This window comes from Siphonobacter curvatus (assembly GCF_002943425.1).
GTDB classification, from domain to species: domain Bacteria; phylum Bacteroidota; class Bacteroidia; order Cytophagales; family Spirosomataceae; genus Siphonobacter; species Siphonobacter curvatus.
This window is the reverse complement of sequence record NZ_PTRA01000002.1, coordinates 236,802-258,263: the sequence shown is the minus strand read 5'-3', so window position 1 is coordinate 258,263 and position 21,462 is coordinate 236,802. Positions and strand designations below refer to the sequence as shown.

The following is a 21,462-nucleotide window of genomic DNA, read 5'->3' as shown; positions in this document are numbered from 1 at the left end:
GCTTTAAAAAGCAATACCCCTATGAATCGAATGCTCCTGCTGATGAGCTTGTGTGGCCTATTGTGCCTCGCAAGCTGTGAATCCAAACACGAAGAAAAGGAAGAGGAAACCAAATATTTGGTGACCAGTCCCGCCCAAATGGATACGCTGATTACGCAAAATTACGTATGCCAAATCCACTCCATCAGCCACATTGAACTTCGGGCTCAGGAAAAAGGCTATCTGCAGAACATCTACGTGGACGAAGGAAAGTTCGTAAGAAAAGGACAACTTCTGTTCCGTATCATGCCGAACCTGTATCAGGCCGAATTCCAGAAAGCTCAGGCCGAAGCCAAAGCGGCCCAGATTGAAGTAGACAACGTTAAGCCCTTGGCTGATAAAAACGTAGTCGCCAAAAATGAACTGGCGATGGCGATGGCGAAACTCGAAAAAGCCAAAGCCGAACTTTCCCTCGCTCATACACATCTTGATTTTACTGAAATCCGGGCTCCTTTTGATGGCATCATCGACCGTTTTCAGGTACGGTTGGGTAGCTTAGTCGATGAAGGACAACTCCTTACCACGCTCTCTGATAATCGCCAGTTGTGGGTGTACTTCAACGTACCGGAAGCCGAATACCTCAATTTCAGGGCTCACAATCAAAACCAGGATAAAATTAAGGTGAACCTCTTAATGGCAAACAATGAATTGTTTGCTCATCCCGGCGTGGTCGAAACCATTGAAGCGGACTTCAATAACGAGACGGGTAACATTGCTTTCCGGGCCACTTTCCCCAACCCTAAAGGTCTGCTTCGCCACGGCGAAACGGGTAATATTCAAATGGCCGTCCCGCTGAAAAACGCCATCATCATTCCGCAGAAAGCCACGTTCGAGGTACTGGAAAAACGATACGTATACGTGGTGGGTAAAGACAACAAAGTACACTCGCGTGAAATTACCGTCGGAGCCGAGATGCCCGACCTCTACGTAGTCAAAGAAGGTTTAGCGGCTAATGACAAGATTCTTCTCGAAGGTATCCGTAAGGTACACGACAATGATAAAATCGCTTATAACTACGAGGACCCCAAATCGGTGATCCCGAAATTAAAAGTGTATACCGAGTAGTAGAAGCATTTAAAATATTCAGCGTATGTTTCGTCAATTCATTCATCGACCCGTACTGGCAATTGTCATTTCACTGGTCATTATATTAACGGGTATACTGGCCATCAACAGTCTGCCCATCTCCCAGTTCCCGGAAATTTCTCCCCCAATGGTTATCGTACGGGCGTCGTATCCCGGAGCGAGTGCCAAGGTACTGACCGAATCGGTGCTGATTCCGATCGAGCAGGCCATCAACGGGGTTCCAGGCATGAAGTACATGACTTCCGATGCTACGAGTGCCGGGGAAGCCAACGTTCAGGTCGTATTTAACCTGGGTACGAACCCCGATCAGGCGGTTGTCAACATCAATACCCGGATTGCTCAGGTACTCAACCGGCTACCCATTCTGGTCCAACGCGAAGGGATCATTGTGAACCGGATCGTGCCGAACATGTTGATGTACGTCAACCTGTATAGTAAGGACCCGCACGCCGACATGAAGTTCCTCTTCAACTTTGCTGGGGTAAACATGTTACCCGAATTGCAGCGTCTGGGCGGGATTGGTCAAGCCAGTATCCTAGGTAGCCGTCAGTACGCCATGCGGATCTGGCTGAAACCCGACCGGATGCGGGCCTACAACATTTCGGCGGACGACGTGATGGAAGCTCTTAACGAGCAAAGCGTCATCGGATCGCCGGGTCGTTTGGGTCGAAGCGACGGCAAACGGGCCGAAGCTCTGGAGTACGTACTGACCTATCAGGGCCGCTACAATGATGTAGAGCAGTACAAAAATGTGATCGTCAAGTCGAATCCGAACGGAGAAATTCTGTATCTGAAAGATGTAGCCAGCGTAGAGCTGGGCAGTGAATACTACGATATTTACTCCAACCTCAACGGCTATCCTTCGGCGGCTATTGTCCTGAAACAAACGTACGGTAGTAATGCCAGTGACGTAATCAAGGAAGTAAAAGACAAACTGGAGGAGCTGAAGAAAACGTCCTTCCCGCCGGGCATGGATTACAAAATCAGCTACGACGTTTCCAACTTCCTCGATGCTTCCATTGAGGGGGTAATTCACACCCTGCGGGATGCGTTTATTCTGGTGGCTCTGGTGGTATTCATCTTCCTGGGCGACTGGCGTTCAACGCTGATTCCGACCATTGCCGTACCCGTATCGTTGATCGGAGCCTTTACCTTCATGCAAATGTTTGGGCTGACCATCAACATGATTACGCTGTTCGCTCTGGTACTCGCCATTGGTATCGTAGTCGATGATGCCATTGTAGTCGTCGAGGCCGTGCACGCCAAGATGGAGGAAAAGCATTTATCGCCCTATAAAGCGGTAAAAGAAGTACTGCATGAAATCAGCGGTGCCGTAATCGCCATTACGCTGTTAATGACGGCGGTGTTCGTTCCGGTTGCCTTCATGACGGGTCCCGTAGGGATTTTCTACCGGCAATTCTCGATTACCATGGCTACGTCCATCGTACTTTCGGGTCTGGTTGCTCTGACGCTGACGCCGGTACTCTGTGCCATGATTTTGAAGAATAATCACGGCAAGCCTCGTAAGAAAACGGTACTGAACCGGGCTCTGGACAGCTTCAACCGCGGTTTTGATAAACTAACGGGTAAGTACACTGGCCTGTTACGTATGATCGTGAATCGTCGGGTGGTGACCTGGGGTATTTTGCTGGTCTTTGGGTTGGGCATCTTCGGTATTTCCAGTACACTTCCGTCGGGTTTTATTCCCAGCGAAGATCAGGGGATGATTTACGCCATCATTCAGACGCCTCCAGGTTCTACCCTTGAACGTACCAATGACATTGGCCGTAAGCTTCAGTCTATTGCCGAAAAAGTAGAAGGTATTGAGTCGGTTTCTGCTTTGGCCGGTTACGAGGTATTGACGGAAGGTCGGGGTTCCAACGCCGGTACCTGTTTGATTAACCTCAAGCCCTGGTCAGAACGTCATCAAACGGTGACCGAGATCATCTACGAACTTGAAGAAAAAGCCAAAGCCATCCCCGGAGCGACGATCGAATTCTTCGATCCCCCGGCCGTACCGGGTTACGGTGCTGCGGGTGGTTTCTCGCTCCAGTTGCTGGACAAAACCAACAGCGGGGATTATAACCAGTTGCAGAAAGTCACGAACGACTTCATGGCTGAGCTGAAAAAGCGGAAAGAACTGATGGGTCTCTTCACGTTCTACAGTGCGAACTACCCACAGTACGAACTGGAAATTGATAACAAACTGGCCATGCAGAAGGGTGTCTCCATCGGCAATGCCATGAATACGCTGTCCATTCTGATCGGTAGTACGTACGAGCTGGGCTTCATCAAATTCCAACGCTTCTTTAAAGTATTCGTACAGGCCGCTCCTGAGTACCGTCGCTTACCGGACGATCTGTTGCAGTTGTACGTGAAAAATGATAAAGGTGAAATGGTACCCTTCTCGGCCTTCATGAAAATCAAGAAGACGCAAGGAGCCAACGAGATTAACCGCTATAACATGTATACGACGGCAGCCTTCCGGGGTGCTCCAGCCAAAGGTTACAGTAGTGGTGAGGCCATCAAAGTTATCAAGGAAGTAGCGGCCAAAACGCTGCCGAAAGGATATGACATTGACTGGGCCGGTCTTTCGAAAGATGAGGTAATGCGGGGGAACGAAGCCATTTACATCTTCCTCATCGTATTGGTATTCGTTTACATGGTACTCGCTGCTCAGTACGAAAGCTTTATTCTGCCGCTGGCGGTTATTTTCTCACTGCCCGCTGGTATTTTCGGCTCCTTTGCTCTGATTAAAATGATGGGTCTGGCCAACGACATCTATGCTCAGGTGGGTCTGGTCATGCTGGTTGGTCTGCTCGGTAAAAACGCCGTATTGATTGTGGAGTTTGCCGTACAGAAACACCGCGAAGGGATGTCGGTTTTCAATGCCGCCATCGAGGGAGCCAAGGCTCGTTTCCGCCCCATTTTGATGACTTCTTTCGCCTTTATTGCGGGACTGATTCCGCTGGTGATTGCTACGGGCCCCGGTGCCATTGGTAACCGTACTATTGGTTCATCCGCTCTGGGCGGGATGCTTTTCGGAACGGTATTCGGCGTGATTGTTGTACCGGGTCTGTACTACATCTTCGGCAGTATTGCGGCCAAGCGTAAACTCATCAAGCACGAAGAGGAAAATCCCTTAACTGAAGAAATTGAGCATCATGTTTAGAAATCGAATCATTCAGTACGCGGGCCTGATTCTTTTTTGCCTGCTGTACACCACGGCGTGTAAGGTACCTTCGCTGGTGCCGAAAACCGAAAATAAAAAGTTACCGGGCAGCTACGGCTCTTCCGAGGATTCCACCAACACCGCTCAGCTTAAGTGGCGGGAGTTTTACAACGACCCCAATCTGGTAGCCCTGATTGACACGGCCCTGAAGAATAATCAGGAATTGAATGTGGTCTTGCAGGAGATTGAGATTTCCCGGAATGAAATCAGTGTCCGCCGGGGGGAATACCTCCCCTTCGTGGGCCTGAGAGCCGGAGCGGGTTTCGATAAAGTACCCCGGTATACCAATATCGGAGCCATGGAAGCCACTACGGATATTAAACCGGGCAAACCCATGCCCGAGCCCGTACCCGATCTTGGCTTAGGGGCCTATGCTCGCTGGGAAGTGGATATCTGGCACAAACTGCGGAATGCTCAGAAATCAGCCGTGAAACGGTATCTGGCTTCCAGCGAAGGTCGGAACTTCGTCATCACGAACCTGATTGCCGAAGTAGCCAATAATTATTTCGAACTATTGGCTCTGGATAATCAGTTGGCCATTCTGAGACAGAACATCGAGATTCAGACCAATGCACTGGAAATCGTGCGACTGCAGAAGCAGGCTACCCGCGTGACCGAACTGGCCGTACGTCGATTTGAAGCTCAGGTATTGAATACCCGCAGCCTTCAGTATGACATCCAGCAACGGATTACGGAAACGGAAAACCGGATTAACTTCCTGCTGGCTCGCTATCCGCAGCCCATTGCCCGGAATGACGATGCCTTTAATACCATGATTCCCAAAACGATTCAGGCGGGCTTACCCTCTCAGTTGCTTACCAATCGTCCGGACATACGCCGGGCAGAGTTTGAGTTGGCCGCGGCCAAGCTGGATGTACAGGTAGCCCGGGCTCAATTCTACCCTTCGCTGGGTATATCGGCTTCCTTGGGATACCGGGCCTTTAGTCCTGCGTATTTGTTCAGCACGCCCGAATCGATTCTGTACTCATTGGCGGGTGAACTGGTGGGACCCCTGGTCAACCGACGGGCAATTACGGCTACTTACGCCAACGCTAATGCTCGCCAGACGCAAACGGTTTACAACTATGAGCGGGTCGTTTTGAATGCGTATTTTGAGGTAGCCAATCAACTGGCCAAGATCAATAACCTGGAAAGAAGTTATGATCTGAAATCGCAGGAAGTACAGGCCCTGACCCAGTCGATTGGCATCTCCAATGATTTGTTCCAATCTACCCGGGCGGATTATATGGAGGTATTGCTCACCCAACGGGATGCCCTGGAATCACGATTTGAACTGATCGAGACTAAAAAGCAGCAACTTAATGCCATGGTGAATATTTACCAGGCTTTGGGAGGCGGTTGGAATTAATACATAAGTCAAGGAGTACACCAACAAAAAAGCCCGGATTCAGTTGAATCTGGGCTTTTTTGTTGGTTCAGAAAACGCTCTTACTGGAGAAACCGCTCTTCAAATGCATGCAAGCTTAACGCATTTCTAGAGAACTTCCTGGAGTAACCTGACCCCAAGCAGCCTTACCGATCCAAGCAAGTGAAAATCCTATGGTTCAATAGGAATCATTAAACAAATTTTAATATATATTAAACTGAGGTTAGTCTTTAAAAGCTGGTTTTCGAATAAAATTAAAACTTCCCCATCATTTTTTAGCTTCGCTTTTTACTTGCCGTTACGGCTGGCAGCATATTCTTCTCAGGTCTCTTTCCTCGAAAGTTTACGTCTTTCACTATCTGTTATTCAGGTAATAAATAAAGTATCAATAATTTCATTATCAAATACAAAACCCTATTTATCAATAGATTACACACTATAAATAATCAAAAGAAGAGGCATTCATTTCATACTATCGGTCATTCGTAGAAGTACATCTGAGGAAGAATGACAACCTGGCCTACAGACTAGCAGCCGCTACTGATTTCCTTATCCGCTCCATTGTAATCTTTAGCATTTTTAAAAACGGAGTTCGGAATTTTAATCCCGTTTTTATATTTTCGCATCACCATTTATTTAGTCTTGGTCTAAATAACATCCCATTGAAATTTTACCACGCATGAAATATATCTATCTGGTGTCCTTACTGCTGGCCAGTTGTTTGGCTTTTGCTCAAACCAGTCCGCTTCAGGTCGCTACCGTGAAAGGCAATATTCATTTCGAAGGAGGTACTGGAGTAGAGCATGTTACGGTTCGCATTAAGAATAGCAACGTAGTAACCATGTCCGATCAGCAGGGCGGTTTCGAGCTAAAGAACGTACCCTACGGACACCAGGAGATTCTGATTACATCGGTAGAAATTCAGCCCAAGAGTTTAAAACTCAGCGTTCATAAATCGTCCCACAGCGTATCCGTTCTCGTTAATAAGGCCATCCAGGATCTGGCTGAAGTGCAGGTGACCCACAAAACCGAAAAGAAAGAGCTGGAAACCCAGGGTTTTGCGGTCAACGTAATCGAGACCAAGGATGTCGCCACCCGCAATTTTCAAACCAACGAAATGCTGGATCGCACCGTTGGGGTACGCGTTCGTCAGAACGGGGGTCTGGGTTCCGCGGTAACGTATAACTTGAACGGGATGTCAGGTGAATCGGTACGTATATTTATTGACGGCATTCCTATTTCCACCTACGGAGCTTCGTTCAGTTTGAACAGCATTCCCCCAGCCTTAATCGAGCGAATTGAAGTATACAAGGGCGTCATTCCGGCTCATTTGTCGGACGATGCCCTGGGCGGAGCCATCAACGTAATCCTGAAAAAAGGAATGAGTAACAATCTGACGGCCTCAGTTTCCTACGGTTCCTTCAATACGCTACAGGCCAATGTCAGCGGTACGCACTGGTCAGCCAAAAGTGGGTTCACCGTAAAAGCATCGGGTTTTTATAATTACTCGGATAATGATTACGAGGTGTGGGGAAAATTCGTTCGGAATATTCTTCCGAATGGTCGTTATGATTACGTTCGAGCTCGTCGCTTTAACGATGCCTATCGCTCCGTGGGCGGCCAGATTGAACTGGGTTTCACGGATGTAAAATGGGCCGATCAGTTTTTCATTGGCTACAATGGTTCCAGCGATTACAAGGAAGTGCAGCACGGAACGTACATGTCCATTCCCTACAAAGGGCGTTTTACGGAATCCGAAGCCCACGTATTTAGCCTGAATTACCGCAAGAAAAACTTCGTGGTAAAGGGCTTGGAGTTAACCGTAAGCGGGATGTCGAGTATGCGGAAACAGGTGGTTGTGGATACCGTAAAATGGAATTACAACTGGTATGGTGAACGTAGCGTTGGACTGGACGGCAGACCCATTTTGCGTCCCACCGGTGCTCAGCAGGGTGCTCCTACCATCAATCACATCAACCGAAACGTGACGACCTTCCGGGCGGGGGTTAACTATGATTTTCACAAAAATCACCGCTTGGTTGTCAACCATATCTACTACAACATTGACCGGGATCAGCAGGATTTTATGCGATCCGTCGTGGAGCGGGAATTTATCGGAACCCGTAATCTGGCCAAACATATCACTTCGGTAGCGTACGAACTGAAAGCACTAGATTCCAAGTTACGAGCGAACATTTTCGGTAAATATTACCAACAGAAAATTGACCGCATGGATCCTGTACTGGTAGAAAACAACCGGCGGGAAAACCGCACGTCGAGTAATAAAACGACAACTGGTTACGGAGCAGCTCTTTCCTACGCGGTCATTCCCAATCTGTACCTGCTTACTTCTGCCGAACGGGCCGTACGCCTTCCCTCTGAAAATGAAGTCTTTGGTAGTCCAGGCGAAAACATTGTGGAGAATTTCGGAATCCGTCCGGAAATCAGTAACAACCTCAACGTGGGTTTCCGAGCCGGTACGTACACGTCTGGCTCAAACAAGTACAACTTTGCTCTGTCCGGCTTTATTCGGGATACCCGGGATAAGATTGTCCAACGGGTGAACCCGCGTCTGAACGATGCCGTACAAACTGATCCTTTTGAAAACTTGGGCAAGACGAAATCGATTGGTTTTGAAGTCGAGGGTAACTACATCTATAACAATAATCTGACCATTGGACTGAGTGCTTCAAAATTCAATTCGGTCTTCAATATGCAGTACGACCCGAATGGTCGGGAATATGATTACTACCGTCGTCAATTGCCCAATGAGCCTTTCTTCACCATTAACAGTACCGTTCAGTATTCCTTCAAAAATGTGCTGAAGTCAAACTCAAGACTGAATATGTATTACGGATTTCGTTTCGTAGAGCGGTTTTACACCACCTGGATGATCATTGAGGATTTCCGCACCCCGCGTCAGTACATCCAGGATCTGGGAGCGAGTTACATGTTCCCTAACAAACGCTTCATCGTGAGTGCCGACGTCAAGAATATGTTCGACCGACAGGCGTACGACAATTTCGCCGTTCAGAAGCCCGGTCGAGCCTTTTACCTGAAGTTAAATTACACTATAAACAATTTTTAATCAATCGCTTCCATGAGAAAACAAGGTCTGAATCTTTCCCTGTTAGCCGGTCTTTTGATGACGGTTGCCCTGACGGGTTGTAAGGATAGTAATACGGGTACCGACCCAGAAACCGACCCTAATGCGGATCGTTGGATTACGGTAGCAGGAGCCTTGATGGGCACTACGCCCGGTGATGGAAACGGGGGTACGATGGTGTATTCCGTAAGCAAAGAAGATGCCAAAAACCCGAACGTATCCATCAGTGTTTACGATAACGGTTTCGGTGTAAAATCAACGCGTACCGCTCGTTTACAAGCTTCCGAAGATGGCAAGACGCTTTTCAACATTGCTTACAATGGTGATAATGGCGGTGAATTTGCCCGCTATAAAGTAGAAGGTGCCGGAAAATACACGCAGGAAGATGTAACGGTGAACATCTCGCAGTACGCCAGTGCAACCCCACGCTGGGTGAAGCTTTTCGATGGTGACAAAACGGGTATCGCCGTAAACGTAACGACGCCTACGGCTAACAACGCTTCAAGTGGTCCGACTCCATCGGCTCCCTTCGCGTATTTCCGTGGTACCGCGACGATCCTGGCTCTGAACTTACAGGACGTTCTGATTACGGGTTACAAGCAGTATCAGATTCCTTTAACGGCGGCCGAAGAATTACAGGGTCACACGATTTTCCGTCTGGATGCTCCGGTACTGAACAAAGCTCAGAACAAACTGATCGTGGGTACCTGGATGCAGAAAAGAAATCCGGCAACGGGTACTACCGAAAGCAACTTTACGCGTCTGGGGAGTAAAGCTGTAATCGTTGATTATCCTTCCCTAGAAAATCCGAAAGTGATTACTTCAACCGTAGGCTTTGGGGATAATAGCGGTTACCGTAGCCACAACTCATTCTTAGCGGATGATGGTAACATTTATCAAGCTACGCAACGTGATTCGAAAGGTTCACACATTCTGAGAATCAACCAGAGTAACGAATACGACAACTCCTATGTATTCAGCTTAGACGCTGCTCTGGGCGTGAAAAACGTATACGTGGATTGCTGGAAATATGCGGGTAATGGCATAGCGTATGCTTTGTATAGCCAGGATGGTTCGGATCAGGGTTACGTAGCTCGTCTGGACTTGAACGCGAAAACGGCTACGAAAGTAGATTTGCCCTACGAAGATGGTCTTGATTTTGGTCAGTATCAGGGCATCCTGGTGAGCGGTGACGAAGTATACATTGCCTTCACTCCCGTAGGAAAAGATGGCAATATTTACATCATCAACCGTACGTCCGGTGCCGTAACCAAAGGGGCTAAATTGGTAAACAAAGCCGGAAACCACTACATCGGTATTTTCTAGTACTCTTTCGCACGAGCACTAACAAAAAAGCTGTTTCCCATTGAACAGGAAACAGCTTTTTTGTTGATTAAGCCCGTAGGTAACTCCCCCTACCAAGAGCGGGCTTCAGTTACGCCTGAATAAAGGCTAATATATCGGCATTAATGGTTGGGGCTTCAGTTGTAGGCATACCGTGCGGAAATCCTGGGTAGGAAATGAGTTTTCCGTTTTTGAGTAGCTTCACCGCTTTTTCACCTGAGATAGGGAAGGGTACGATCTGATCGTCTTCGCCGTGCAGTACCAGGACGGGAATATCCGCCGCTTTTAAGTCTTCCGTAAAATCCGTCTCCGAGAACACTTTGATACAGTCATAGTGAGCTTTGATCCCGCCCATCATGGCCTGCCGCCACCAGTTATCCTGAATACCCGGCGAAACGTTCGCTCCTTCGCGATTGTATCCGTAAAAAGCCGTCGTAAAATCTTTAAAATACTGGGGTCGCTTCGTGGCGGTTCCCTCCCGGATTTCATCAAAAACCGATAAGGGTACGCCATCGGGATTATTTTCGTTTTGAACCATAATGGGCGTAACGGCACTGATCAAAACCGCCTTGGCTACGCGATCTTTTCCGTACTTGGCTACGTACCGAATGACCTCACCCCCACCCGTGGAATGCCCGATGTGGATGGCATCTTTCAAATCAAGAAAAGTAGTAAGCTCGGCGACATCGGCTGCATAGGTATCCATGTCGTTGCCGGTATCGGTTTGCGTAGACCGCCCGTGTCCCCGACGATCATGGGCAATCACTCGGAATCCCTTTTCTAGGAAAAACATTAACTGAGCATCCCAATCATCACTCGACAGAGGCCAGCCGTGGTGAAACACGATGGGTTGACCCGTTCCCCAGTCTTTGTAATAGATTTCGGTGCCGTCTTTAAGCGTTAATTTACTCATGGTTTTTGGGATTAAAAGGTTGTTCACTATTCAGAAAATACTAGAAATTTAAGCGGTTTACTACAAGCTTTTTCAGAAACCAGCTATACGTATTGGGGAGAAAGACCCGATTTTAGCTAGCGTTTGATCGAATGAGATCGAGTAGATTTTCGGCTCCCCCATTAAACTTTTGACCGTTCACAAAGAAGGAAGGCGTACCATTCACGCCGCTACGCATCCCACTTTCAAAGTCAGCGTCTACTCGTTCTTCCACCGAATCCTGCTTTAAATCACTTTGCAATTGGGTCGGATCGAGTCCCAGTTGATCGGCCAGTTCAAACAGAAAGTCGGTACTTAGTGATGATTGGTTTTCGTAAATAGCGTCGTGCATTTCCCAGAATTTCCCCTGCAACGCGGCGGCCTCGGCTACGAGTGCTGCTGGACGAGCAAAGGGGTGAATTTCAGATAAGGGAAAGTTTCGGAACACGAACTTGATTTGATCCCCGAATTCACGCATTAATTCTTTCAGAACCGGATACGCCGCTCCACAATAGGGACATTGGTAATCCCCATATTCGACGATTACCAGATTGGCATCTGCCTTGCCAATTGCGTGGTCTTGACTGCTAACGGATGGTTTTAATAGCATGGCTAGTGATTGGTTAGAGATTCCAGAGCATCCAAAATTCCATCGGCACCGGGGTTTATTGCCGTCGGTGACCGATAACTCCAGGCAATGACGCCGTCCTTACCGATGACAAAAAGAGCCCGATCGCATTCACCCTCGGCCTCGTTATAGACCCCGTATTGCTTGGAGATGTCTCCCTTCGGTTCAAAATCGGCCAGTAGCGGGAAGTGTAAATTTCTGGATTGAGAGAAGGCCAGATGACACCACCTACTGTCTACCGAAATACCCAAGATTTGGGCATTGTACTTTTTGAAATACTTCAGCATTTCATTGTACAAGGCCATTTGGTCACTGCATACTGGACTCCAGTCGGCGGGGTAAAAGGCCAGGACAACATTACTACCTCTAAATTCGCTCAGACTAACTTTCTGATCGGGGGTGGCGAACAAGGTGAAATCCGGAGCTTTGTCATGAACAGTCAACATAAGCAGTAGAGGTTAAGATAACGTGTTGGCCCGTAGGCTAATTACTTCACAAACGAGTATAGATATACGACAAAAACCATACTATTCCAGCCGGTACGCACAATATCCAAGAATGAAAGGCCTGTAAACAGAGCACTGCAAGTCCCGCTCCGCCGGTAAAACCCAGCCAAATCAGTAACAGACGCAGAGCGTTCTTTTTGCTTTGCTGCTTATCAGCAAAGGTTTTTGCCGCAGTAAACAAAGCCATCTGACGGGCAATGGTACTAAGCGTACCCGTTACAAAATCGGTATTGACCGCCTGTTTACCCACCGCAGTAATGAGGGTATTCATCAGCCCCATCGCCAAAGCAATAACTCCTACGGAGATTATTGGGATGAGGGTAAGGACGTGCGATAAAAATACGTAAAAAAACAGAATGCCGGAAATCACCCGAAAGAGTCTGATTCTCGTACGTTCATCTCCGCCAATCAGGCCGTAAGTTCCCGCGTATACGCCCGTCGTAAAGCTTACAATGGCCGTCATACAGGTAAGCACGATGTCGTAGTTTTCTTGAGTAATCGAAAAACCAGCCTGCGTCGTATTGCCACTCATGAACGATACGTACGTTTTCCATTGCAGGAAAGCCACGGCATCGATGAATCCTGCCAGCAGGGCCAGCATAACAGCCAGTCGTTGCTGAGCCGCCAATGACGCTTGCATACTTTAGGGAATCAGGAATTTCTGCGTATGCGGGAATTGATTCACGATCTCCGCCCCTACTCCGAAATTACCTTCCAGCAGGTCTACAGGGTTGCCCTTTAGCCACATACTCAAGTCGATGGCTTCATAGTGACCACTGTTGAACCCGAGCAATACAATCAGTTTTGTATCACCAGTGTTTTTAATGTAATGGCCCGCACCCATGGGTACGTACCCCACATCTCCCGCTTCGAAGTCATCCCGAACAAAGTTTCCTTCCGCCAGGAATACGCCCATTTCGGCCTTGCCCTGGATAAAGTACTGCCATTCATCCGCATTCGGATGCCAATGGAGTTCGCGTAACCCGCCGGGTTCAATTTCGAACACGGTTCCGGTAATTGTTTTTGCAATGGGAAACTCGGCCTGCGTTACGACTCGCTGGGTTCCGCCGCCCGGAACGATACGGGGCTGTTGGGCTCCCAGTGGATACCGGTGTGGGGAAGTCAACGTGGCGATAGGGCTTGGTAATCCAATGCCTGAGCTGACGGATGGCACTTGCCCCTGAGCGAAGTAGACTTCTTTGTGCGGAAGCTTGACTACCTCTTCCACGCTGATCCCTAGATTTTGGGCGGCTATTTCAGGAGGTACCGAAGAAATAAAGTCAGTAATACTAAAGGTGTGGTCTTCTGAGAAGTTACCATTATCGAAAATGAGAATGAAGTGACATTGTTCCGTGCCGATGCACTGGAGCACGTGCCCGTATCCCCTGGGAAAGTACCAGACGTCCCCCGGTGAAAAAAGGTCTACGTGTGTATTGCCTTGCGGATCAACTACGGTGGTACGAAGGTTACCCGAGATAACATAGGCCCATTCGGCGGCGTTGGCATGCCAGTGAAGTTCCCGCATGGCTCCAGGGTCCAGTCGCATGGAAACGCCCGCCAGACCGACCGATACCGGAAAATCCACTACGGATGCTCCCCGGGTAATTCCACCATCACCGAGCCGAGGTTCTTTTTTCTCCAGTTCGTATTTAAAACTAATTTTCCCCTGAGCCATGATTGATTAGACAAGAGGTTGTTTTGTTTTCTGAATTAAAAGTATCACCCTTCCAGGTCTGAACCCAGGATGAATCGTTGAACAGGCAAAAGCAATCGTTGAAATCAAGAGCCGGATCGTTCAGATTAAAAAAGCCCCGGATGTCACAGGACAGCGGGGCTTTTAGGCAAATAAACAGAGCTACTAAGGGTGATGGGCGTAGTAATGCATGGCCTCTTTCAGGGAAGTTTCAAGAATGGTCTGAACTTCCTGTAGTACCTGCGGTATCTCCGGGACAGGCTGGGATTGATGTTCCAGAAAATCCAGTTGGTCTTCCAGCAAGGGCAGTATCCCCATCATCGAAACGCTGGTCTTTAAATCGTGAGCCATGTGATTAACTAATGGATAGTGGCCCGATTGATACGCCTGTATCAATTGTTTTAGAGCTTGGGGTACCTCCTCGATGAATTGCAAGGTGACTTTTTTCTCAAAATTTTGGTCGCCACCGCTGATTAATCGCATGTAACTCAGATCAATCTTTTCGTACGGGCCAGGAATGACTTCGGAAGCCGCTACGGGTTGTTTCGGTTTCAAAAAGCCGAATCGCGAGATTACGTTGAAAAGTTCTTCTTCATTGATAGGCTTGGAAATGTATTCATTCATGCCTCGACTAAGGCATTTTTCCCTTTCCCCAGCCATTGCATGAGCCGTCATGGCAATGATGGGTATATCCAGTTGAAACACTTCCCGGATCTGCTGGGTAGCCGTGTAGCCATCCATGTGCGGCATCTGAATATCCATCAATATCAAATCGTAGGTACTATCCCGCAGCTTTTCCAGGGCCTCTAAACCGTTACTAACTGTATCAAATGCTACATTCCATTGTAGTAACAGATGCTTCATCAGACTCTGATTCGTCGCATTATCGTCAACAACCAGAATAGACAGCGGCATGTAGGTTTTGTCTTTCAAATAAATAGCCTCCGAAACGGGCTTTTGATCCAACTGCTCTTCGGCCACTTCATACGGAATGTAAAAGTCGAAGGTGGTACCTTTTCCCGGTTTACTTTGAACCGTAATCGCCCCCTGCTGTAAGAGAATGAGATTTTTAGCGATGGATAAGCCTAGGCCCGTACCACCGTAATTTCGGGTGGTTGAGGCTTCGCCCTGATTAAACCGATCAAAGATTTCTTCGAGTTTTTCACTTTCAATGCCGATGCCAGTATCCGTAATTCGAAAGCCCAGTTGAATGATCTTATTTCCTAACGATTTGTTATATACGTCAATACTAATATGGCCTTGCTGCGTAAACTTGATGGCATTACCAATCAGGTTGACTAAGACTTGCGTAAGTCGGGTAGCATCGCCGATTAGCGTGTCGGGAATGGCAGGGTCGATTGTTACGTACAGTTGTAACCCTTTTTCTTTCAGTCGTTCACCGAATAAGGTTTGAATCGAGTGTACTAACCCATTTACGCTGAATACGCCGGGTGTAATCCGCATCATTCCAGCCTCAATTTTGGATAAATCGAGAATCTCATTGATAATGGCCAGCAGACTTTCACCTGACTTTTGAATGGAATGCACGAACGCCATGGATTCAGCATCCAGCTTTCTTTTTTGCAGTAAATTGGTGAAGCCTAACATACCACTGAGGGGCGTACGAATCTCGTGGCTCATATTCGCCAGAAAATTTTCTTTGGCCTGAGCGGCAACGGAGGCTTTCTTCTCCGATTCATTCAGCTCCTGGATAAGCTGGTTTTGTCGCTGAAACTGTCGGACAATGAAGAAACAAATGACCCCGCCGCCTGCTAACAGTAGAATCAAAATCGACAGATCGTACCAGCGGGCCTTGTTCCCCCGTTCTTCGCTTTCCTGACTCAGTTGCATCATTTCGTACTGCCGGCTTTCGTAGATTTTAGCCGTTGTCGCCGTAATTTCATCCGAGATTTTCCGGGCTCGGGGATTGGCAATTGAACTGGTTTCATTCATGTTCCCCTTTACCAGAAAACGACTCAACAGCCTTTCTTTGGTTTTTTTCTTTTCCAGTGCCAGCACACTCAATCGACGGATCATCCGATGAACGGCCGTATCCGTTGTATTGGTTGAAAGCGAATCCAAGAACATTTCCACCTTATCGATATTCTCATCCACCCCTTTCAGGTGCGAGGTGTCGTTAGTAGCAATGGATGCCCTGATTCGACTTTCTACGCTTAAAATATCCCGGTCTATTTCGCGGAGGTAATTCCCGGCCCTCAGCTCTTTGAGCAGCGTTGTATTCGTGTTAATCAGCTTCACCGTGTTACGGGTTGAATTGATTTGTAAGGCCAAAAGCAACACAGTACCGGCAATAAATGCCAGCAAAATGAAATAGGCGAAACGCTTATAACCCATTACCGAAGAAATAATTGTCATTGGAAGCTCTGGGTATGCATGAGGATAAGTCCATTACGTTTATGAATTGACCTTTTCCGAAGGAGATCAAAACACATTCATTCGAGCATTAAGGCTTTTTCGGTACGCATCGGCTACGGGCAGAAATTTATCCCCAATCGTCACACCGCCATCCTGAAGCGTATCGATTTTATTAACGGACACAATGTACGACCGATGAATCCGGATAAATTGGGTAGAGGGTAGTCGTTCTTCCGCCGTTTTCAGTTTCCCGTGAATGGCAAACATCTTCTGGGCCGTATAAAACTTTACATAATCCCCCATAGCTTCCGCGTACAGAATATCCTCGAACCGTAGCCGTCGGATGATCGTGGTATCCCGAACAAATAAAAACTCATCGTTTTCATAGTGCACATTTTCTCGTTTGCTATCGACAATGGATTTTGCTTTAGTAATCGCCTGAATGAATCGAGCCGGTGTAACGGGTTTTAGCAGATAATCGGCAATGTTCAGTTCAAACGCCTCCAGTGCATACTCCTTTTTTGAAGTCGTAAATACGATAACCAGATTTTTGCCTACTAAATTTCGGGTTAACTCCAAGCCCGTCATTTCGGGCATTTCAATATCCAGAAACAGCAGATCTACTTCCTGCTGCTGCAGGTGGTTATATGCATCCATTGCGTTGGAATACTCTCCTACAATCGTCAGGCCATTTACCTGTTTGGCAAGCTGACTTAGAATGGATCTGGCAATGGCATTATCGTCGACAATTAGGCCGGTCATAGCGGGGATTCGGTTGTTGCTTTCAAATATATTTGATTCCCTATCATGCTCGTTCTTTTCAGCCGCAAAATTGCCTCTTGGGTTGCTAGCCTAATAAAAAACAGCAATCTACCGGAAATAAGACCGCAACATCCAGGCCATTTGTTCGTGTTTTTCCATCAGGCCCGTAATGAAGTCACTGGTGCCGTAATCTTTGTATTGCTCCGCAAAAGGCACGATGTTACCCCGTAGAAAAGCAATGATACTTTCGTGATCAGCCAGTAAATCTTTCATAAATCCCCGAAAATCCCCGACCATCATTAGTATGTTCGGTGTATTCGGTTAGGTGGGTTAATTGCAGAAACACTTTCATACTGGCGGGAGCGTAATGACCAATCTGACGAATGCGTTCGGCTACACTATCGATGAGTTCATCGAGTTGCCGATACTGCGTTTCAAAAAAGAGATGCATGGCGTGAAAATCATCGCCGGTTACATTCCAATGGGCGTTACGGGTTTTCGTGTAAAGCAGATACTCATCGGCTAAAACCTTGGTTAACTGAGCGGATACGGCGTGCGTATGGGGTTCGGAAATACCAATATTTACTTTCATGATCGTAGCGTTTTTATGTGTTGACAAAACTATAATTCCCGATCAGAATGCAACAGCGAGAATCGTTGGATGGGTCAACTCAATCGTTGAATCAGCCTTCTTGCCCTACGAAAGCCCTCTAAATCTTGGATGGATTAATCAACTTTTTACAGTATTTCAAAAGTCGTTAGTTAGGCTTACCCCTACACGAATGAGTACCCTAAAAAAATCTACTATTGCAACTCTAGAAAAAAAGTTAACATCGTCTTTTTATACCTATATAAGAGCAAATAGACTTATCTTGGTGCTTGTACTCCAGCTATAAGTTTCCCGCCAAATGCACTATCTGAGACAAGAACTTTTGAAATTACTAGTGAACGATGACCGCATTTTTGATTTTTTTCAAGATGCGGGCATCTGGACCTGGGATTTAGTCAATCCCGACAATCAGTGGATGAATCATACCTTCTGGAAAACGTTAGGTTATGAGGCTGACGAGATGCCCGAAATTTTCCAAGGCTGGCGAACCCTGATTCATCCGGATGATGTCAAATCGGTTCAACATTTGTTACAGACCCATCTAGCGGACCCCTCGCAACCGTTTGAAGCCATTATCCGGTATTTGCATAAAAATGGCTCCTTGGTATGGATTCGCTGCCGGGGCATTGCGTTACGTGACCAATCGGGTAAAGCGATCCGCATGCTGGTCTCGCATGTAGACATTACGAAAGAAAAAGAAGCTGAATTAAAAGCCCGCCGGGAGTCGCTTCTCTATCAATATATTACCAATAGCGAAGTTCTATACATTGCCAAGACGGACTTAGAAGGCAGATACACCTTTGTGAGTGAGTATTACGCCAAAGTTTTGGGGCACACGCCGGAATACCTGCTGGGCCGATTTGCCAGTGAAGATGTCATTGAAGAAGATTTAGCCATTGGACAGGAAGCATACCAAGCTTGTATTCAACAACCGGAAGTACCCATTACGATTTTATTAAGAAAAAGAACCTATCCAAATCAGGTAAAAGCTTACGAATGGACGTACCTGGGCTTGACGGATGGGAAAGATTGTCAGGTATCAGAAATTCTTTTTTTAGGCCGTGACGTTTCCGAAAGCGTAAGGACCGAAGCTGATTTATCGGTTCTGCTTTCCAGCATGAGTGATATTTTTTTCATGAGTACGCCCAAGGGTTTCATTACCTATTTGACTCCCGTCTGGACTCGCGTACTGGGCTATGAGGTAGAATCTTGTTTAGGCCAACAACTGGATGCATTTATCCATCCGGAAGACATGGCTGCGTCTTGGGAGGCGATGCAACAAGCTAACACGTCGGGACGAGCCCGCCTGATTCAGCGACTACGGCACCAGGACGGTCATTATGTATGGATGCAAACGCAAGCAAATCGGCACGAAGTAAGCGGAGAAATCGTCTGGACCAGTGATGACATAACGGATCGTAAAGAGGCGGAAGAAGCGTTGCTACGGACGCAACAGCTTTTAGAACAAACCGCTCAGATCGCTCGGGTGGGAGGCTGGCAGTACATTGTCAGTACGGGGAAAGTATATCGCTCTTTGGAAGCCCAGGCCATTTACGAAATAGAGCAGAGTGAAATTTCGGATACTGATAGCGTTTTTCAAGCTTTTACGGATGTAAACCTCCGTCAACAGGCTAGGGCTATCCTTCTACATGCGAGGGACACGGGTACTACCTGGGATTTCGAGGGCGAGATTTTAACCGCGAAGGGCAATCGCAAGTGGATTAGAAGTCAGGGAAGAGCTGAATTTAAAAATGGTACGTGTGACCGCCTGATTGGTACTACCCAGGACATTACCGAGCAAAAAGCCGCTCAAATAGAGTTATTACGAACGCAACAATTTCTGGAAGATACGGGCCGGATGGCCAAAGTCGGCGGCTGGGAATTAAGTCTGCCCAACGAGCAGCTCTACTGGTCTTCGGTTACGAAAGAAATACACGACGTATCTCCGGAGTTTGAACCCACCTTAGCTGCCGCACTTAGTTTTTACGCCACGCCTCAAGACCAAGAACTCGTTCTGAAGGTGGTACAAGAGGCCATAAAAACGGGTAATCCTTGGGATATGGAAGCCCGCATCCGAACGGCTAGTGGCCAGCTCAGGTGGGTCCGGTCGAAGGGTCGGACTGAATTTGTGAACGGACAGTGCGTACGGGTATTTGGAACCTTTCAGGACATTGATGACCGCAAACATACCGAGGCCGAAACCGAAAAAGCCCGCCAGCAGGCCGAAGCAGCAAGCCGGGCTAAATCGGAGTTTCTGGCCAATATGAGCCACGAAATCCGCACTCCCCTGAATGGGGTTATCGGCTTTACGGAACTTTTACTAAAATCCCGACTTGACGAGACGCAAGTACAGTACCAGCAGATGGTGCTGCAATCAGCCAATTCCCTGCTGGACATCATCAGTGACATTCTCGACTTTTCAAAAATTGAAGCGGGCAAACTGGCTCTCAATCCCGATAAAATAAATCTGTGGCAACTTACCGAACAGGCCTTAACGATCATCACTTCGCAAGCCCACCAGAAAGGCCTGGAAGTTCTCCTCAATATTGATCCAGCGGTGCCAAGCTGGATTTGGATCGACGGTGTTCGTTTACGACAAATCCTGGTCAATCTGCTGGGAAATGCCGTTAAATTCACCCTCAGCGGTGAAATTGAGTTGAGTATTAATGTGATCAAAACCGAAGGTAATCAGGCCACTTTACGCTTTTCCGTTCGAGATACAGGCGTGGGGATCGCCTTTGAAAATCAGCAGAAAATCTTCGAAGCATTCACGCAGGAAGACCTTTCCACCACGAAAAAATATGGCGGTACGGGCTTAGGACTGACCATTTCAAGCCGCCTCTTACGACTGATGAACAGTGCCTTTGTTTTGGAGAGCACGCCCAAAGGCAGTACCTTCAGCTTTGATCTGGATGTACCGATTGAATCCCAACCCCGTAAAAACTGGCCTAACTTAAAAGCGATCCGCTCTGTATTAATTGTGGACGATAATGCCAGTAATCGGCTCATCCTGGAACGGATGCTTCTGCTCGAAAATATTGCCAGTACGCAGGCGAAAGACGGAATAGAGGCTCTAACGTTAGCCGCTCGTCAGGATTTTGATGTGATCATCTTGGATTACCACATGCCTTCGCTCAACGGTTTGGATACCTTGACGCAACTGCGAACGTACAGTCGCAAAGCTCAGCAACCCTTTGTGATCATGTACAGCTCTTCCGACGATGAGCAGTTGGAACGGATTTCGCCGGATTTACAGGTAGCCCAGCGGCTCATTAAACCCGTACGAACGCATCAATTGTTTAGCGTACTTTCAAGCTTGTTTGAACCGCTCCGAACTCCCGCTGGGAATACTTCTATCGCGTCGGAACAAGACACAGCAAAGAGCTTTTCCGTACTGATTGTCGAAGATAATCCGGTCAATCTTTTATTGGCGAAGAAGCTCATCGGCTCCCTTAGACCCGATCTGAGACTTTACGAAGCAAAGGATGGCTTACAGGGCGTGAAAGCGTATCAAAATTACCAGCCGGATTTGATTCTAATGGATATTCAAATGCCGGAAATGAATGGCTACGAAGCTACGCAGGCGATCCGGGCCTTAGAGGCCTCGAGGGGCACTCACACACCGATCTTAGCCCTGACCGCGGGAACCTTACCCGGCGAACGCGAACGGTGTCTGGCGGCGGGTATGGATGAGTACCTGACCAAACCCGTTGCACGAGCAGTCCTGGAAAAAGCCCTGAATGAGGTTTTACCTCGTTGAGT

General features: G+C 47.7%; 15 protein-coding genes. 6 read left to right on the top strand and 9 right to left on the bottom strand.

Annotation, left to right across the window (positions count from 1 at the left end; genetic code table 11):
- Positions 1 to 21 precede the first annotated feature (21 nt).
- The 5 genes from C5O19_RS16275 to C5O19_RS16255 all read left to right on the top strand — a co-directional run bounded on the left by C5O19_RS16275 (position 22) and on the right by C5O19_RS16255 (position 10,176).
- The gene (locus C5O19_RS16275; RefSeq protein ID WP_104714462.1) at positions 22 to 1,104 is read left to right on the top strand and encodes an efflux RND transporter periplasmic adaptor subunit; all 1,083 of its coding nucleotides are present in this window, start codon (positions 22 to 24) and stop codon (positions 1,102 to 1,104) included.
- A 25-nt stretch (positions 1,105 to 1,129) separates the two neighbouring features.
- Positions 1,130 to 4,297 carry an efflux RND transporter permease subunit gene (locus tag C5O19_RS16270; protein WP_104714461.1) on the top strand — a complete coding sequence of 1,056 codons (3,168 nt, stop codon included), beginning with the start codon at positions 1,130 to 1,132 and terminating at the stop codon, positions 4,295 to 4,297.
- A complete protein-coding gene (locus C5O19_RS16265) occupies positions 4,290 to 5,726 on the top strand; it encodes a TolC family protein (protein ID WP_104714460.1) in 1,437 nt (478 codons plus the stop codon). The genes C5O19_RS16270 and C5O19_RS16265 overlap by 8 nt, the downstream gene beginning before the upstream one ends.
- A 697-nt stretch (positions 5,727 to 6,423) precedes the next feature.
- On the top strand, positions 6,424 to 8,832 hold the full coding sequence (locus tag C5O19_RS16260; protein ID WP_104714459.1) for a TonB-dependent receptor: 2,409 nt from the start codon (positions 6,424 to 6,426) through the stop codon (positions 8,830 to 8,832).
- A gap of 12 nt (positions 8,833 to 8,844) precedes the next feature.
- Positions 8,845 to 10,176 (top strand): hypothetical protein, encoded by a 1,332-nt coding sequence (locus C5O19_RS16255; protein ID WP_104714458.1) that lies wholly within the window; start codon positions 8,845 to 8,847, stop codon positions 10,174 to 10,176.
- Between the two features lie 109 nt (positions 10,177 to 10,285).
- Here the strand turns inward: C5O19_RS16255 and C5O19_RS16250 are convergent, their stop codons facing one another.
- From C5O19_RS16250 to C5O19_RS16215, 9 genes are all read right to left on the bottom strand, one after another.
- Entirely contained in the window at positions 10,286 to 11,107 is an 822-nt protein-coding gene (locus C5O19_RS16250; RefSeq protein WP_104714457.1) for an alpha/beta fold hydrolase, read from the bottom strand.
- Positions 11,108 to 11,219: 112 nt separating this feature from the next.
- Positions 11,220 to 11,735, bottom strand: a complete 516-nt coding sequence (locus C5O19_RS16245) for a DsbA family protein (RefSeq protein ID WP_104714456.1) — start codon at positions 11,733 to 11,735, stop codon at positions 11,220 to 11,222.
- Positions 11,736 to 11,737: 2 nt separating this feature from the next.
- Complete coding sequence (locus C5O19_RS16240; RefSeq protein ID WP_104714455.1) at positions 11,738 to 12,199, bottom strand: redoxin domain-containing protein; 462 nt, start codon at positions 12,197 to 12,199, stop codon at positions 11,738 to 11,740.
- A gap of 46 nt (positions 12,200 to 12,245) precedes the next feature.
- Positions 12,246 to 12,899, bottom strand: a complete 654-nt coding sequence (locus C5O19_RS16235; protein ID WP_104714454.1) for a YoaK family protein — start codon at positions 12,897 to 12,899, stop codon at positions 12,246 to 12,248.
- 3 nt (positions 12,900 to 12,902) lie between these two features.
- A complete protein-coding gene (locus tag C5O19_RS16230) occupies positions 12,903 to 13,934 on the bottom strand; it encodes a cupin domain-containing protein (protein ID WP_104714453.1) in 1,032 nt (343 codons plus the stop codon).
- 183 nt (positions 13,935 to 14,117) lie between these two features.
- Entirely contained in the window at positions 14,118 to 16,328 is a 2,211-nt protein-coding gene (locus tag C5O19_RS16225) for a hybrid sensor histidine kinase/response regulator (protein ID WP_104714452.1), read from the bottom strand.
- A gap of 66 nt (positions 16,329 to 16,394) precedes the next feature.
- Positions 16,395 to 17,090 carry a LytR/AlgR family response regulator transcription factor gene (locus C5O19_RS16220; RefSeq protein WP_104714451.1) on the bottom strand — a complete coding sequence of 232 codons (696 nt, stop codon included), beginning with the start codon at positions 17,088 to 17,090 and terminating at the stop codon, positions 16,395 to 16,397.
- Positions 17,091 to 17,198: 108 nt separating this feature from the next.
- The gene (locus tag C5O19_RS26470) at positions 17,199 to 17,363 is read right to left on the bottom strand and encodes a ferritin-like domain-containing protein (protein WP_317046498.1); all 165 of its coding nucleotides are present in this window, start codon (positions 17,361 to 17,363) and stop codon (positions 17,199 to 17,201) included.
- Entirely contained in the window at positions 17,344 to 17,682 is a 339-nt protein-coding gene (locus tag C5O19_RS16215) for a Dps family protein (protein WP_317046497.1), read from the bottom strand. The genes C5O19_RS26470 and C5O19_RS16215 overlap by 20 nt, the downstream gene beginning before the upstream one ends.
- 340 nt (positions 17,683 to 18,022) lie before the next feature.
- Between C5O19_RS16215 and C5O19_RS16205 the strand changes: the two genes are divergently transcribed.
- Positions 18,023 to 21,460, top strand: a complete 3,438-nt coding sequence (locus C5O19_RS16205; RefSeq protein ID WP_165796040.1) for a PAS domain-containing protein — start codon at positions 18,023 to 18,025, stop codon at positions 21,458 to 21,460.
- Positions 21,461 to 21,462: the final 2 nt, after the last annotated feature.

Coding starts and splice junctions, on each gene's coding strand:
- C5O19_RS16275 (WP_104714462.1), top strand. CDS start 22: ATGAATCGAATGCTCCTGCTGATGAGCTTGTGTGGCCTATTGTGCCTC.
- C5O19_RS16270 (WP_104714461.1), top strand. CDS start 1,130: ATGTTTCGTCAATTCATTCATCGACCCGTACTGGCAATTGTCATTTCA.
- C5O19_RS16265 (WP_104714460.1), top strand. CDS start 4,290: ATGTTTAGAAATCGAATCATTCAGTACGCGGGCCTGATTCTTTTTTGC.
- C5O19_RS16260 (WP_104714459.1), top strand. CDS start 6,424: ATGAAATATATCTATCTGGTGTCCTTACTGCTGGCCAGTTGTTTGGCT.
- C5O19_RS16255 (WP_104714458.1), top strand. CDS start 8,845: ATGAGAAAACAAGGTCTGAATCTTTCCCTGTTAGCCGGTCTTTTGATG.
- C5O19_RS16250 (WP_104714457.1), bottom strand. CDS start 11,107: ATGAGTAAATTAACGCTTAAAGACGGCACCGAAATCTATTACAAAGAC.
- C5O19_RS16245 (WP_104714456.1), bottom strand. CDS start 11,735: ATGCTATTAAAACCATCCGTTAGCAGTCAAGACCACGCAATTGGCAAG.
- C5O19_RS16240 (WP_104714455.1), bottom strand. CDS start 12,199: ATGTTGACTGTTCATGACAAAGCTCCGGATTTCACCTTGTTCGCCACC.
- C5O19_RS16235 (WP_104714454.1), bottom strand. CDS start 12,899: ATGCAAGCGTCATTGGCGGCTCAGCAACGACTGGCTGTTATGCTGGCC.
- C5O19_RS16230 (WP_104714453.1), bottom strand. CDS start 13,934: ATGGCTCAGGGGAAAATTAGTTTTAAATACGAACTGGAGAAAAAAGAA.
- C5O19_RS16225 (WP_104714452.1), bottom strand. CDS start 16,328: ATGACAATTATTTCTTCGGTAATGGGTTATAAGCGTTTCGCCTATTTC.
- C5O19_RS16220 (WP_104714451.1), bottom strand. CDS start 17,090: ATGACCGGCCTAATTGTCGACGATAATGCCATTGCCAGATCCATTCTA.
- C5O19_RS26470 (WP_317046498.1), bottom strand. CDS start 17,363: ATGAAAGATTTACTGGCTGATCACGAAAGTATCATTGCTTTTCTACGG.
- C5O19_RS16215 (WP_317046497.1), bottom strand. CDS start 17,682: ATGAAAGTAAATATTGGTATTTCCGAACCCCATACGCACGCCGTATCC.